The sequence below is a fragment of the Haloarcula sp. Atlit-120R genome (assembly GCF_003665885.1).
Lineage (GTDB): Archaea > Halobacteriota > Halobacteria > Halobacteriales > Haloarculaceae > Haloarcula > Haloarcula taiwanensis.
Window position 1 is genome coordinate 38,834 of record NZ_QPLN01000011.1, and the last position, 12,897, is coordinate 51,730.

At 57.8% G+C, this 12,897-nt stretch carries 24 protein-coding genes; 9 read left to right on the plus strand and 15 right to left on the minus strand.

Features of this window, described 5'->3' with window-relative positions; genetic code table 11:
• Positions 1 to 45: 45 nt before the first annotated feature.
• Positions 46 to 450 (minus strand): hypothetical protein, encoded by a 405-nt coding sequence (locus DVK01_RS20530; RefSeq protein WP_121538680.1) that lies wholly within the window; start codon positions 448 to 450, stop codon positions 46 to 48.
• Entirely contained in the window at positions 447 to 1,286 is an 840-nt protein-coding gene (locus DVK01_RS20535; protein WP_121538682.1) for a ParA family protein, read from the minus strand. Before DVK01_RS20535 ends, DVK01_RS20530 begins: the two co-directional genes overlap by 4 nt.
• 95 nt (positions 1,287 to 1,381) lie before the next feature.
• Here DVK01_RS20535 and DVK01_RS20540 point away from each other — a divergent pair, with 95 nt between their 5' ends.
• From DVK01_RS20540 to DVK01_RS23040, 3 genes are all read left to right on the plus strand, one after another.
• Positions 1,382 to 1,642 carry a hypothetical protein gene (locus tag DVK01_RS20540; RefSeq protein WP_147435216.1) on the plus strand — a complete coding sequence of 87 codons (261 nt, stop codon included), beginning with the start codon at positions 1,382 to 1,384 and terminating at the stop codon, positions 1,640 to 1,642.
• 140 nt (positions 1,643 to 1,782) lie between these two features.
• The gene (locus tag DVK01_RS20545) at positions 1,783 to 2,154 is read left to right on the plus strand and encodes a hypothetical protein (protein WP_121538686.1); all 372 of its coding nucleotides are present in this window, start codon (positions 1,783 to 1,785) and stop codon (positions 2,152 to 2,154) included.
• A 254-nt stretch (positions 2,155 to 2,408) separates the two neighbouring features.
• Entirely contained in the window at positions 2,409 to 2,813 is a 405-nt protein-coding gene (locus DVK01_RS23040; protein WP_233562826.1) for a hypothetical protein, read from the plus strand.
• Between the two features lie 283 nt (positions 2,814 to 3,096).
• On the opposite strand, the gene DVK01_RS20555 is transcribed toward DVK01_RS23040, so the two are convergent.
• The 10 genes from DVK01_RS20555 to DVK01_RS21950 form a co-directional block, all read right to left on the minus strand.
• A complete protein-coding gene (locus DVK01_RS20555; RefSeq protein WP_121538688.1) occupies positions 3,097 to 4,062 on the minus strand; it encodes a hypothetical protein in 966 nt (321 codons plus the stop codon).
• Positions 4,059 to 4,394, minus strand: coding sequence for a hypothetical protein (locus tag DVK01_RS20560; RefSeq protein ID WP_147435217.1), 336 nt, complete (start codon positions 4,392 to 4,394; stop codon positions 4,059 to 4,061). The genes DVK01_RS20555 and DVK01_RS20560 overlap by 4 nt, the downstream gene beginning before the upstream one ends.
• A gap of 251 nt (positions 4,395 to 4,645) precedes the next feature.
• Positions 4,646 to 4,924 (minus strand): hypothetical protein, encoded by a 279-nt coding sequence (locus DVK01_RS20565; protein WP_121538692.1) that lies wholly within the window; start codon positions 4,922 to 4,924, stop codon positions 4,646 to 4,648.
• A gap of 62 nt (positions 4,925 to 4,986) precedes the next feature.
• Complete coding sequence (locus DVK01_RS20570) at positions 4,987 to 5,304, minus strand: hypothetical protein (protein WP_121538694.1); 318 nt, start codon at positions 5,302 to 5,304, stop codon at positions 4,987 to 4,989.
• Positions 5,297 to 5,620 carry a hypothetical protein gene (locus DVK01_RS20575; RefSeq protein ID WP_158598794.1) on the minus strand — a complete coding sequence of 108 codons (324 nt, stop codon included), beginning with the start codon at positions 5,618 to 5,620 and terminating at the stop codon, positions 5,297 to 5,299. The genes DVK01_RS20570 and DVK01_RS20575 overlap by 8 nt, the downstream gene beginning before the upstream one ends.
• A complete protein-coding gene (locus DVK01_RS20580) occupies positions 5,617 to 5,832 on the minus strand; it encodes a hypothetical protein (protein ID WP_121538698.1) in 216 nt (71 codons plus the stop codon). Before DVK01_RS20580 ends, DVK01_RS20575 begins: the two co-directional genes overlap by 4 nt.
• On the minus strand, positions 5,832 to 5,957 hold the full coding sequence (locus DVK01_RS22905) for a hypothetical protein (protein WP_255410242.1): 126 nt from the start codon (positions 5,955 to 5,957) through the stop codon (positions 5,832 to 5,834). Before DVK01_RS22905 ends, DVK01_RS20580 begins: the two co-directional genes overlap by 1 nt.
• A gap of 98 nt (positions 5,958 to 6,055) precedes the next feature.
• On the minus strand, positions 6,056 to 6,274 hold the full coding sequence (locus tag DVK01_RS20585) for a hypothetical protein (RefSeq protein WP_121538700.1): 219 nt from the start codon (positions 6,272 to 6,274) through the stop codon (positions 6,056 to 6,058).
• Positions 6,271 to 6,486, minus strand: a complete 216-nt coding sequence (locus DVK01_RS20590) for a hypothetical protein (protein ID WP_121538702.1) — start codon at positions 6,484 to 6,486, stop codon at positions 6,271 to 6,273. Before DVK01_RS20590 ends, DVK01_RS20585 begins: the two co-directional genes overlap by 4 nt.
• On the minus strand, positions 6,483 to 6,635 hold the full coding sequence (locus tag DVK01_RS21950) for a hypothetical protein (RefSeq protein ID WP_158598795.1): 153 nt from the start codon (positions 6,633 to 6,635) through the stop codon (positions 6,483 to 6,485). The genes DVK01_RS20590 and DVK01_RS21950 overlap by 4 nt, the downstream gene beginning before the upstream one ends.
• A 350-nt stretch (positions 6,636 to 6,985) precedes the next feature.
• Here DVK01_RS21950 and DVK01_RS20595 point away from each other — a divergent pair, with 350 nt between their 5' ends.
• A complete protein-coding gene (locus DVK01_RS20595; protein ID WP_147435218.1) occupies positions 6,986 to 7,279 on the plus strand; it encodes a hypothetical protein in 294 nt (97 codons plus the stop codon).
• A gap of 196 nt (positions 7,280 to 7,475) precedes the next feature.
• Here the strand turns inward: DVK01_RS20595 and DVK01_RS20600 are convergent, their stop codons facing one another.
• Positions 7,476 to 8,474, minus strand: coding sequence for a Cdc6/Cdc18 family protein (locus tag DVK01_RS20600; RefSeq protein WP_121538706.1), 999 nt, complete (start codon positions 8,472 to 8,474; stop codon positions 7,476 to 7,478).
• A gap of 142 nt (positions 8,475 to 8,616) precedes the next feature.
• On the opposite strand from DVK01_RS20600, the gene DVK01_RS21755 reads away from it, so the two are divergent.
• Positions 8,617 to 8,862 (plus strand): hypothetical protein, encoded by a 246-nt coding sequence (locus DVK01_RS21755; protein ID WP_147435219.1) that lies wholly within the window; start codon positions 8,617 to 8,619, stop codon positions 8,860 to 8,862.
• 75 nt (positions 8,863 to 8,937) lie between these two features.
• Here DVK01_RS21755 and DVK01_RS21955 read toward each other — a convergent pair whose 3' ends face one another.
• The gene (locus DVK01_RS21955) at positions 8,938 to 9,081 is read right to left on the minus strand and encodes a hypothetical protein (RefSeq protein WP_158598796.1); all 144 of its coding nucleotides are present in this window, start codon (positions 9,079 to 9,081) and stop codon (positions 8,938 to 8,940) included.
• 328 nt (positions 9,082 to 9,409) lie between these two features.
• Between DVK01_RS21955 and DVK01_RS20610 the strand changes: the two genes are divergently transcribed.
• Together DVK01_RS20610 and DVK01_RS20615 are read left to right on the plus strand one after the other, a co-directional pair.
• A complete protein-coding gene (locus tag DVK01_RS20610; protein WP_121538710.1) occupies positions 9,410 to 9,727 on the plus strand; it encodes a hypothetical protein in 318 nt (105 codons plus the stop codon).
• On the plus strand, positions 9,724 to 9,978 hold the full coding sequence (locus DVK01_RS20615; RefSeq protein WP_121538712.1) for a hypothetical protein: 255 nt from the start codon (positions 9,724 to 9,726) through the stop codon (positions 9,976 to 9,978). The genes DVK01_RS20610 and DVK01_RS20615 overlap by 4 nt, the downstream gene beginning before the upstream one ends.
• 109 nt (positions 9,979 to 10,087) lie before the next feature.
• Here the strand turns inward: DVK01_RS20615 and DVK01_RS20620 are convergent, their stop codons facing one another.
• On the minus strand, positions 10,088 to 11,593 hold the full coding sequence (locus DVK01_RS20620) for a glycosyltransferase family 39 protein (protein WP_121538714.1): 1,506 nt from the start codon (positions 11,591 to 11,593) through the stop codon (positions 10,088 to 10,090).
• Positions 11,594 to 11,875: 282 nt separating this feature from the next.
• Between DVK01_RS20620 and DVK01_RS20625 the strand changes: the two genes are divergently transcribed.
• Together DVK01_RS20625 and DVK01_RS20630 are read left to right on the plus strand one after the other, a co-directional pair.
• Entirely contained in the window at positions 11,876 to 12,076 is a 201-nt protein-coding gene (locus DVK01_RS20625) for a hypothetical protein (RefSeq protein ID WP_121538716.1), read from the plus strand.
• A gap of 229 nt (positions 12,077 to 12,305) precedes the next feature.
• A partial coding sequence (locus DVK01_RS20630; RefSeq protein WP_147435220.1) for a hypothetical protein occupies positions 12,306 to 12,897 on the plus strand: 592 nt, incomplete at its 3' end.

Consider the following 12,897-nt stretch of genomic DNA (forward strand, 5'->3'; position numbering starts at 1 on the left):
TACATATATGATATCCAAGTTCGATATACAAATGTAGTATACGTATTAGAACTCTACTTCTTGCCTGTCACGATATATCTCGAACGCGTCTTTACCGGCCTCGATGAGATCAGGCCGAGTCTCTCTAAGGCCGATTCGGACAAGCATACCGAGGACAGGGCTTCTGGTGTCGTGGCCGACATCATCTCGGCCGAGTTCCTCGCTGGCGTCGCTGGCAAGTTCCGACAGTTGGTTCATGTCTTCGAGACCTCGGAGCAGCGCGGCAAGCGACTCGTCTCGTATGGTTAGATTGTGGGGTGTCTCGCCCTCATCAATTGACTGGTAGACATCGGCAATGGCCTCTTCAAGCGATTGGGTGTCGTCCGAGTCGGTCGTGGACGGTTCGCTGGTGTGGCGCTTCTGTTCTTTGGACTGTGCTAGTAGTTCCTCGGGGTCTTTATCATCAGTCATCGTTCAGTTAGGCTGTCGAGTAGTTGTTCGGTGTTGGCAGTGTACGATTCACGGGCACGATCCCCTGTAGAGTACAGCTCGTCATCGGAGACGCCGTAGAGGGTGCGGCCCTCGTCCTGGTTGTTCCCGATGTCCGCGGTTTTGGTGACAGGGTGGCCGACGACCTCGGGGAACTCTCCGCGCACGTACGCGACGAATTCTTCAGACAAGTTTTCGCTCTGGTTGATGATCGTGGGGATGACCAGGGTCAGCCCGAGGTCGACGTCGAGGTCGTCGCTGATTTCGTCGAGTGTTGCGTCGAGCTTTCGGAGCTGGTCACGCTCGAACGCGCCGGGCTTGAGGGGCGCGACGACATCGCGGGCCGCGAAGAGGCCGTTGAGTGCGATGTTGTCCTCCTTCCCGGGGAGGTCGAAGATGACGAGGTCGTACTGGGGCGCGACGAGGTCGTCGACGAAGTCGTCCAGCTTGTCGAAGCGGTCCTCCAGGGGGACGTTCGCGAGGTTGTTGTCAGCACCGCCGAGGCCTGGGTCAGCGGGGATCAGGTCGGGGCCCTCGTCCGTGTCGAAGGTCATGCGGTCGAGGAGGTCGTCGACGTTGTCCTTGAGGAACTCCCAGTCGTCGCCGAAGACCGCGGAGATCGGCGCGTCGATCCGCTCGGCGTCCTCCCCGAGGTCGAGCCCGAAGTGCGTCGCGAGGTCGTTCTGTGTTCCAGCGAGGTCAACCAGCAGGACGGTTTCGCCCTGCTCGTGCGCTGCAACGGCGATATGGGCCGCGCTGGTCGTCTTTCCAACGCCGCCTTTTTCGACATACGTGGCCGCTCGTTTCACCGATACCATATACAGATACTGTATACATATTCGATATACAAATAAGTATGTCAGACACTGTTGTCCTGAGAGCCGGTTTGAATCGCTCAAGCGAACCTTCTTAGGTGTCAACGCCTAAGCCGGCCGGCGTGGCACACAACCACACGACGCTGCGAGAAGTCGAAGGTTATGTCGATGACGGCAGTCAGCAGTCCGAACTCCCGGTCGATATTTATGTCGGCACCGAATCAGAAACAGTCACACTCGAACAAATAGTTCGGAAGCCCCTTGCGTACGATGAGACGATGGGCGCGAAGTTAGACATCAAAGAGGCCAGGGCCCTACGCGATACGCTGGAGGAAGTCTTGGGCGACATCGACGCCTAAGCTAAGAAGTCGTCAAGCCGTAATAGCGGCGTTCTTTTTGCGTGTTACACATGAAACAGTGGGGTGTGAGAACACATCGATGGCGGGGTGTCTGGCTAACCAACACAAACGCTATTTGGTCCGAATGTGTTGGTTAGCACATGAGCGACGAAGAATACGCACACCAAGCGCTGTCGGCGCTGGAGCGGATCGACGTCGAGGGCCAGGACGAACCCGTCCGTGAGTGTTACGACGACGCCGTGGCCGCTGTCGACGAGTTGGCCGCGATGCTGACGGCCGCCACGGACGACACGGTCAAGGAGCAGCACGCCGTCGACGCGCCCGAGGAGTGGACCGACGACGAGGAGGAATGGGACGAGAAGATGGACGACGCCTACGACGAGGCGGAGATCCCCCGGTCGAAGGGGACGCTGACGGTCAAGACAATCGACGATCGGGAGTACTACTACCTCCAGTGGCGCGAGGGGGACAAAGTGCGTAGCCAGTATGTTGCGCCGGTCAGTCCAGCGTAGGGAAGTTACTCCGGAAACGGTGGTGTGTGGGAACACTCCGATATCACGAGGCGCGAAGCGTATACCGTCTTTACTTCCACTTCGGTTTGCGAACCATCAAGTGGGATACACGGCATGTTTGAGGCGTGTCTGAGCAGAATTCTGAAACACCGATGGAGCTCGTTGAACAGGCCAGCGAACACTTGCAGACCAGTGCAGAACACGAACGCCGAGCTGAAGAATTGAGTCAAAAATCTGAGGAGCAGCTAGAGAATATGCTCGGCGAAGAACTGCCAGATTCAGTTGAAGTCGAAGTGGATGCCGAAACAGACGGAGAGAACGCACAGTTGGTTGTGAGTCTGTACGACGATGCAACCATGGAGATCGTGGATGACGTTGTCGGCGATGGTGTTGATGTCGGTCTGCCCCATCCACAGCAGTTCATTATCGGCGATAATGTCGTTGGAGGAGCGACTTCACAACGAGACCGGATTCAGAATGTCAAAGCGATTATCGCAGAACTTGAAGATAGGTTTGACGAGGGCGCCCCGGAACAGCGAGTGATTCGGCACGCCAGACGCGTTGGGATCGATGCGTCGAAAGCCGAACACGAAATTGACAAACTCAAACAAAAGGGCGAGGTGTACGAGCCACGGACCGACCGCCTCCGAACCACCTGACTTGTTCTGACGTGCTATCTGACATTGTTGTCAGAAGGAACAGAGGGAGGATGTCAGATAGAATCGTTCGTTCTACGACTTCTTTTCCTACATCTCATAGAGGGAAGGAAAAGGGAAGTCGTTTCACGTCACTCTAACGAAACGAGAACAAGCGTAGTTTACGCACCACATCCGTGTGGATTTTGTAGCAGGGGTCAGGTCGGGAAGTGGTTACCTATCGTGTGTACCACCTCTATCTGACACGCTACTCGCGAGCGTACTGACAACAATGTCATTATGCGTCTCAGTCATCGTCATTCACCGCCGTTCCTTCGTACACCTGTTCGGACTGTGGATCAATTGTGGCCTCATCGTCGGAATCTTGGCTGTTCTCGTCCTCTCCGCCTGTTCTGACATCTTTGTCAGAAGCGTCAGCGTTGAGGACGCTTACCTCCATCTTCCGTTTGTCCACGGTCAGCGTGTGGGGCTTCCCGGGACGGAAGTTGATGAGGCCGTGTTCGGAACACTTGTCGATGTCAACACACTCCTCGTGGTCGTCTTCGTCGACGATCGTGAAGCGCTGGACGTCCCGCATGACGCGACCAGCTGTCTTGGAGTAGGACTGTGGTTTCAGACTTTCCAACAGACCCTCGTCTTCGAGGACCTCCACAGCCTGCTCAGTGTTCATCGTGTACTTCTGGCCGTCGGGCGTGACGTTCTGATTGGTCTCGCCCTTGGCCTTGTTCACGAAGCGCTCATACAGCGCAGCAGCGCGCTTCTGTGCTTTGTTGAGCGACGAACCAGCACCGGAGTTCATGTCGACCATCATCCGGTGCAGCGGGAGCATGTTCTCCCGGCTCTGTTCTGACACACCGTCGCCGTCAGTCGTCTGTTCGGAGCTGGCGACGGTCTCCTTGACCGTGCCGTGTTCCTCGACGAACGGTTCGATGTCGCTCTTCTCGATGTCGGGGTTTGGATTCCCGAACACGATGCGGTTGAGCTTCTTCCGGCCTCGCTTGTTTGACGCGATACTGTGGCCGACTGGCACGCCGCCAACAACCAGATTCTCGATTTGTTTCACGTCACCGCGGTATTCGACGGTCTCCTGGTCTTCGAGTTCGGCTTCGAGCTGGTCGACGCGGTCGCGGAGTTGGTCGTTCTCTGCACGGAGGTGCGCGACCTCCTCGGTAAGGTCGGCAACAACGTCCCGAAGATCGTGGGGGTTCTCTGGCAGCTCGTCGGAACCCGTTGCAGAGTTGTCCACGCTCATCGGTCACCTCCAACGAACGCGTAGCCGCGAAGCGTGCCGGCGTCGGTCTTGCACTTGACGAGAGTCCCACTGGCGACGGCCTGACTGATGTGGCCGGTAACGTCGCCAGCGGGCGATTGCTCCGTAGCCTGGAGGGCAGCCTCCAGTTGCGTGTCCGACGCCATCTTGTTCCCAGCGGCGTCGGGAGAGGCAAATCCGAACTCGTCCCACAGCGCGGCCCAGTCAACATCGGTCGCGCTGTCATCGGTTGCTTCGCCATCGACGGCGGGCTGTGCGGTCGTCTCGGTAGGGGCGGAGTTAGACATCCTGACCCCCTGCGTGTTCGTACTCATTATGGGTGCTTCCGGACACCCGACGCCTCTCGACGCCAGCAATGCGGGCACTGCGCAGCGTCGCCACTCGGGGAAAACGCTTAAGCCCGATTGCTGAGAAGGACCAACTACGATTGAGGTCGTTCCCGGCGAATCCTGCGCCAACAGGTTTGAGCCGGGAACGGTGGCCCATTCTCAGGTGCGTTGTTTGCTCGTAGTCTTTGCTCTGTCCTGCGAGTTGCACACGCGCCGCCTTAAAACCGCTAGGAGCGTCAGACATCTTCCTGCCCTCCGACAAGACTGCGCACCACATCGGCATTTGACCCGCGTGCGACGCTGACCTGTCCAGCAGCAACGTTCACTGTCGTGTCAGCGCCTTCGACCAGCACGCGTGCAGGCGCGCCATGCGCATCGTACTCAGTGCGCTCGCGAACAATGCCGAGCATCGAATCGCCACTCAGCCGCTCGACCTTGACCGGCGTATTCTCGTCGGCGATCTCGTCCGGGCGCTCTTTGCGCTTGGCCGGCGCGCCTTGAGTGGCTTTACTCATCCTCGCCCTCCCGGTCGTCGAAGACGATGTGCTCAAGCCCTCGGAGCCGACGGTCGATGTCCTTAGACATGGTCGGCCTCCAGGTTGTCGGCAGCGGTCTCGAACCCACAGTCCCGAAGTACGTCCTGGGGCGACCGGCCGGACTGGCCGTGGTTGCCCCGCGGGTCGGGTTCGTCGTTCGCCATCGCGGCACAGACTCGACAGAACCCGTAGCGCTCCCGGTCGGACTGGTCGGCGACTCGAAACTCCTCGGATCCCTCGACGTTGTGATTGCACAGCGGGGCCGGGTCGTCTCGCGTCGCGCCCTTCGCCGGGGTGTGAACCTTCGCGTCGTTCCACTGGCTGCGGGGCATCACGTACCACTCGTCCTGGTCACTCATCGAAATCACCGTCCACGAGGCCGAGCAGAATCTGTTCGGCGTTGCGAACCCGGCGAGCGGCGGCGGGCTGGACTGGCGACGGAGCCTTTTGGAGCTGGGCGAGCGCGACCTCCGCACCCTCCAGCGAGACACACACGTCGTCGACACCGCGCACGAGATCGAGGCTCTGGTAGGCCATCACGATGTGCGGACAGCCAGCGGTTTCGAGGCCGACCAGCAGTTCACGCGCGGTCGCCAGGCGGTCCTCGACCGAGCGGGTACCCTCGCAGGTCTCGTACACGCGCTGCTCGCTGGCACTCCGAAACTCGCCCATCATGCTGACCCTCCGCCGGCGAACATTTCGGGGTCGTAGCTGATGGGGTCCTCACCGTTCCCGCCGCGGTGGGCGCGGGCATCTCGGACATCGGCACCCTCTCGAATCTTGTCTTCGCAGTTCGGACAGCAGCGGGGATGATCCGCATCATTGGGCGCGAAAACCGCGACGTACTGCTCGGTGACGTGACTCTCGCAGTTCTGACACCGCGCCATCAGTGAGCCGCCTCCTCCAGCGTCTGCTGGCCGTCGGCCGGACGTTCGTCACACCACTCCGTCTCGTGGCGAATGAACTGTTCGTCCCAGTCGATGTTTTTCCCGCAGTAGTCGCATGTAGGCATCTACAGGACACCTCCGAACAGGACGTAGCCAGCGACGGCGGCGAGGATCATCAGCGCGACGTAGGCGACGAGATACCCCTCGTTACTGGGCTGGTGGCTCATCGCATCGCCCCCAGTTCCAGTAGGTCTTCGGTGTTGGCCTGTATCCACTCCTCTTCGACGGAGTCGACCGGCCCGACAGTGTCGTAGAAGTACAACTCGTCGTCCACATCCTCACGCATGACCGCTTCGACAGTGATGTCCTCGTGTGGGCCGTCAGCGTCGGGCGTCCAGTCGGGCACGTCCGTATGCGTGGACTGGGACTGTTGGCGGCTCATCGTTTCAACGCCTCCGAGCAACTTATGCCGGCGATTCCCACCACTTCGTTCAGGAGCGTCTCCCGAGCTTCCGAGAGGTCGGTGTAGGGGACGATACACTCGTGGGTCCAGAACATCGCTTCGTTCTCGACGTTTGAGCGTCCATCGCGAGCGCGTTCGATGTGTTCCTCGATGGTGTCGCCGTAGAGGTCGGCCGACGGTTGCACGCTCATCGGCACGCCTCCAGGTCAAGGGTGAGTTCGGCGCTAATCCACTGGCCGTCAGTGACATCCGTCCGCTTTGGCTCTTCCCAGATCGTCACGCGGTTGGTTTCGCGGTCGACGGAGGCTCGCATCCGGTCGAACGATTGCTGGGCCGTCATGCGGACACCCCTCGAATAATCTGCTTGTTAAATCCGGTAGGCTGGCTATTCCACGCTAAAGTGTCGAACGCTTTTTGCGGGTGTGGTGTAAAGTCGTACATGGGTTTTCGTGCCCAGGCGGCGTCCGCACCTCCAGTGCGGTCGCCGCAGGATTTCTGCGAACGACGTGACGCCGCCTGAGTCACTCGTGTATCTCGTCCCCCTACACTTATAATTTCGGGACACCACGTTTCACCTATAGTTGACGTTATGGACGGATTAAAAAACGCAGTGTTCCGATTACGGACAGTATGGTGTGGTTTCAAACTCCCCGGCATTGAAGTCCGGGGCATATGTCCCCGGTGTTTGGTATGAAAGAGACAGACCACTCGATTCTGGAGATACTGTCTCGGACATCCATCCCGGTCCAAAGGGGGACGATCCTGTGGTACATCAATAACAACGAGGAGTTCCCTGACACTTCGAAAACAACGTTTTACAGAAGGATCGACCGGCTCGTCTACGCCGGTCTGGTGAACGAATTGGAGGAGCGATTCTTTGAACTCAGTGACTACGGTGAGCGGTATCTCTCGGACGACCTCACCGCCGACGAACAGATGGACATATCTGAGCGGATGACTGAAGGCCCGCCGGACGACACGTAATCGTCTCACACGCGCGACTCGGCTCATACCTGAACGGAGACCGACACTCCCTATAGGGCTGTGGCGGGGCGACGAACGGTTCCGCTATTTCCCGTCTTTTCGGAAACTAAATCGAACGAACAGCGCTGCTACCGACCAGTATCACCAGAAGAACGGTTCGCGAACGGTTACGAACGGAGCCGCCGCCGTCTGGCGATTAGCGAACGTAACGGTATGTCGTTGCTGGCCCGTTCCCTACGGTATCAATCTCGTCGTACCGCTTGAGGTAGGCCAGATACTTCCGGCGCGTGCTCTTGGCCTTGGGTGATTTGACGCGCTCTTCGTACCGGCGGTGCAACGTCCCGGGCTCGATCTCCCCGGCGGCCTTGATAATCTCATACAGCGCTCGCTTGTGCGTCCCGTAGTAGCGAATCCGGTGGTCTTCGAGATCCTCCTGGGCGGCCTCGACGTTCGAGTCCACAATCTCAACGGTCAAATCAGTCTCTTCACGACTGGCCTGTCGGGCGGACCGGCGCAACAGCGTGATCCCGTGGCGGGCATCCCCGGCAGCAATGTCCGCGATGGTCTCGATGGCCCTGTCGTCGACGCGACTACGAACCAGCCCATGCGAAACGCGACTCTTCAGAATATCCATCAGTTCGTCGTAGCTGTACTTCTCCAGCCGCAAGCTCTCGATGCAGCGAAACCGCGATTCAGCCCGCGGGTCCATGTCGGCAAGCCATTCAGTTTGCTTGAGTGTGATACAGACGAGCGTGACGTTGGGCTGCTCGTACAGGGCGAGCAGCGTCTGGATGTCGTCGAGCACGTCGACCTCGTCGATAACAAGGACGATCTGGTCATCGTGCGAGCGAAAGTAATCCAGCGCCGTCGCGGTCGGTGTCCCCTCGCGTCGGAGATCGCGACCGAGGCCGGCGTCCCGGACGAGCTCGTACAGCACCGATCCCGGCGCGGAGTCGGACATACAGTTCACGTAGCCCCACCGGATTCCGAAGGTCTGTGATTTCAGGTGGTCTAGCGTGTACTTCGCGAGCGTGGTCTTCCCCGCTCCCGAGGGGCCGTGAATGCAGACGTGTTCGCCCTGCTGGTCGTTCATCAACGGTTCGAAAATCGAAGACAGGTAGTCGATTTGTCCGCCCCGATGCTCTAAATCTTGGGGAACGAACTCCAATCGCAAAGCCCGAGCGTCGGTAATCATGGCCTACCAGCGGCAAGACGGGACGCACCCTTAGTGGTCAGCCATGCGCGGCGGAAGTGAAAGTGAGCGCGCTAACCAACACCGGGACTAATTCAGGCCATTGTGTTGGTTAGCACTCGTCCAACTGAGCGGAAGCTCGACGTTGGAATTTGCCTATGTCGCGCTGGTACGTCCGCTTCCGCAGTCCCACACCGATGCAGTACAGGATATCGCCATCGCGAACGAAGAATATCCGAAAATTGCCCTGTCTACGCCGGTAAATCGTTTGCGTAGTGTTGTTCAGTATTGTAGTGCAATCGGTGATGTCTCGGCCCCACTGGACAAGGTGTTCTTCGAGTTCATCAATATCGTCAAGGACCTCTCGCTGATCCTGCTTGTCGAAACTTGAGTCTGAAAGGTCCTCAAAAACATAGTCCTCGACCAACTCGACTGAGGAGATATCTGGCATCCGACTGCTAACTACTTAGAGATCAAGCCGTTCTCGCATTTCGTCGGATGAACACGTCTCGTCTTCATCGATATCGATGTCTTCGAGACGCTCGGCGAGCGTATCGCCGTTTCCTAATTCTGCACCCGTGTCGTCGTGCTCCGCTTTGTGGTTGGTCATGGTGTCCTCAGTTTTGGCCGCGGAACCTGAAATGACAGCCCCGCGAATAGTCGGACTAGACTCTAGTAACGGGTGGGGGTATTTAGAGTTTGACACTACTGTAAACCTTGTTACACATGTCGAACAAGCCAGTATTTTAGATATTGAATCTGATATTTATGCCACCAAAACCACAACCCGGTAGCCACTTCCAGCTATTACAGAAATCCGATACTATTAAGGTTTTGCGGCACTGTGTATACAGTAGAGACTCACGGTGTCGTCGGTCGCAGTAAAGGCCGACCGGTGCTTGAGACACCGGCCGTGAGTTCTCGACGGAACGAGAACAATGGCAACTACACACCGCAGTTCTGAAAAGCGTACCGACACCGACCATCCCCAAGAGCGACGCGCCCGCGAACTACTCACCCAAGGACGACCACTCTTCTTGGGCGTTGACGGAGACGGCGCGGCCCACTACTGGGACTCATACGAGTGGGCCGTTGCCGTGATCGAGGCCGACGGCGACGCCGAGAAACACACCCTCCCGCGTACGCGAACACTTGCACAGTGGTGCGAGTTCGTCCGCGACCGGCGCGGCTGGGAAAGCGAACCCAACGTCGGTGGGTCGCTCGTCGGTGACCTCGTCAAAGGGTACGACCGATGAGCAACTGTACCGCCGAAGCCCGCGAGAAGGTTCGCCGGGCGGCCCGAACGCTTGCAGTGACTCACGAGACGGCCGCGGTCGACGTGCTGCCGCCGAGTGAGAGCCAGTACGACCGCTGGACGCTCGACGCGGCGCTATGTGACACCGAGGGCATCCCGCCGGCGGTGCTCCGGGAGTTGGCACTCGTCGGGCTGACGTTGCGGCCGAAGCCATCGCAGGGTGACATGGCGATCGTCGTCGCGACGGCCTGAGCGAGCCAGCGCCAACTCAACTGGCCTCCGGCTACAAGCCCACCGAACCCACCGTGCGGACGGTACTGATCGGTGATGCCTGGGCCATTCAGTGTATCGTCTGCGGATGTCAAGTTGCGGAGGTCGTTTGATTATACTCCACTTGGTAAATGAGGACTCCTTCACGATTATATCTGAGCTCGAACCAAGTGTGATTCGAGAGATCCGACCGAAGCGATCCCGAGGCGTCGTCAAGGTAGAGATAATCTGGATGTGTCGGGAGGGAAGTAATAGTTCGTTCCAGACACTGGGCTGTGTCGCAGGTTCGCATTTGTTTGTGAAGTCTGATCCGCCGATCGACTCCCTCTCCATTGATCCATTCATATCCGAAGGGCAGCGCAACGCCTGCCCGATCGGTCATGTATGGAAGCCATTCGGAGGCGTAAGAGCCGGCTGCAAACGTCGCGTCGCTCTCTGTGTTGTCCCTTATCCACTGGAAGGCAGTTCGATCACCCTCATCAACAAGTTCTCCTGTCTCTGCATTTTTCATTCCAATACCCGCAGCCGAGTGGACCAGTGTTAAGATCAATATGCCAGTCATGACGAGCGAAACCTGCTGATTCACATCTGGCATCGGAGTATCTTGGAGCGTTCTGAAGGTGGCTCGAAGGATCGCCGGCAGGAGTGTCCAAATCCCGATGGCGAAGAGGATGTACTGGGCCATCTCCATTTTCCAGGTCGCGAACAGCCACAATGGAAGTGTATATTCTCGGTTGTTGAGTTGTACACCGGCGCCACCTATAACAACCAAACCAAACAATGTGACCGGAACAGTACCCAGATTGAGGGAATTCCCTGTCGATCGTCGAGCTAGAGCCTCTGAAAACGGGCCTAGTCCGTGCATGCCAATCACGGCCGCCAGCCACGGGAGTACGAGGGTGAACGAAACCGCCCCGACCGTCAGTAATCGACGAATTCTTGCTCGCATCGATCCAGACCCGGTCAGAGCAAATACAATATGGGTTACAATCGCGATTTTCGCCCAAGCTGGATGGCTAAGCCCTGTCAACGCGACCAAGATAGCTGTTATAAACAACCGCCGGCGAGAGGGGGCGGTATAGTACCGATATCCTATGATAGCTGACGCAATAAAAAAGCAGATACCTACTCCACGGACGATGCCACCAGCAGTCATCAGATATTTGATTGGACCAGCTGCCGTTGCGAAGAGAACCCCCGCGAAAACTGCTGGCACTGGATCTGCAAATTCACGGGCTAAAAAGTAGAACAGGGCAACTCCGATCACATAGATTACCGTCGGCCAGTATAAAGCAAGATCAATATATGAGACTGGAAAGAGCATGTGCAACACAGCCACAATGTACATTCCGAGAGGGGGATAGGCAAACGGGATTCCCGTTGATGTAGCGTAATTCGGAATTCGAACAGGGAGTCCGAAGCCGTTCTCTGCGATCGCTTCGGCACCCTGTAGATATAGGCCAGCCCGGACAGCAGGAAAGTGTTGCCCTTGAAGATATGTATAGACATTCAACATGGCCAAAATCAGTAAAAATAGAAGACAAGGTTGAGAGATTGATTCCGTTTTGAATGATTTAGCGGGGTGCTGGTCAAACATAGCCCAGTATAATTAAGGGGTGTAAATAAGACTGTGGGCACCACTACAGTCACGTCTCGTTGATCTGGCGGAGATAGCACTCGGGATCCAGCCCCGTTCGCGGGCGATTCTCCTCAACGACTTGAGGTTGCGGCCGAAGCCATCGCAGGGTGACATGGCGATCGTCGTCGCAACGGCGTAGCGACTGCCGAGTTTCAATATGTCGTATGCGCTGTTAGACAATAGATACTTGCTCCAGTAACTCCCGCAGTCTTATTTTACGGGCCTCGAAAACGGACGGGTATGGTTGATGATGAAGCCGTCCGAATACAGGGTAGTATCCCCAAATCTGAGTACGAGTGGCTCCAGCAAAAGTTCCCCGCCTCGGCCGACAAAGATTCGAACCTTCTCCGAGCTGCCGTAGATCGCCTCCGCCGCCTCGAAGAACTCGAAGAAATGCGTGCGACGGGGTCACGCGAATTGAATGAAGCTAACTCAGAGTAGCTGAAGCTTACTTAGAATCGCTGACTGTCGTCAGGTTTAAGCTAGTTGCATGAGTTGTAATAGCTAACAGGACATCGTCGTGGTCCCAAACGGGATGACCCCCTGGAAGCGCCGCTCCGGTTGACAGGCCGGGACGGACGCGGTCCAGGAACGGCCGCGGTGGCCGACCAATCGGCGTGTGCTTCCGATCCCTAATCGGATCGGTCGTCAGTCGTTTCTCTCACCACCCATGTCAACCAACAACTCCAGCCCCAGCGATAGCGAGCAACAGCGACGCGACTCGGCGTTCGCGCCGGGCGAGACGACTATCGAACGTGGCGAGGACCTCGGCCTGCCCGATCCCGTTGACGCCGACCGGTCGCCACACGAAGAGCCATCGAGCGCCCCAGAACCCCGCCGGGATGACTGGTGGGGCGACCCTCAGGTTGAGACTGTCGCCACCGAGCACCACGAGGTCGGCACCGAGTGGGATGAGACTGAGATCGTCAGCGACAAGGCCCGCCACACGACCTTTCAGATTCTGCGGGATGTCGCGCCAAAATTGTGCGGCGCGTCGCTAGACGATCCGGCGAAGACGCCCGTCGAACTGAGCGAACCTTGTGCGCGCCCGCACGGAGAGGGTAACCGGGTGCATCTGCGGGCCGCTCGTGTCAACAAGCGAGACGGGTGCATATCTGGCGGAGAGTCGACTGGTGTCCGGCTTGGTGACGTTGACGATGAGACGTTTTGGAATGCGATTGAGTTGTTGTTTGGGTACTGGACGACAAACGCGAAGGTGCCGTTCGACGAGACCGATGTTGAGGATTTTATGATCGACGCGA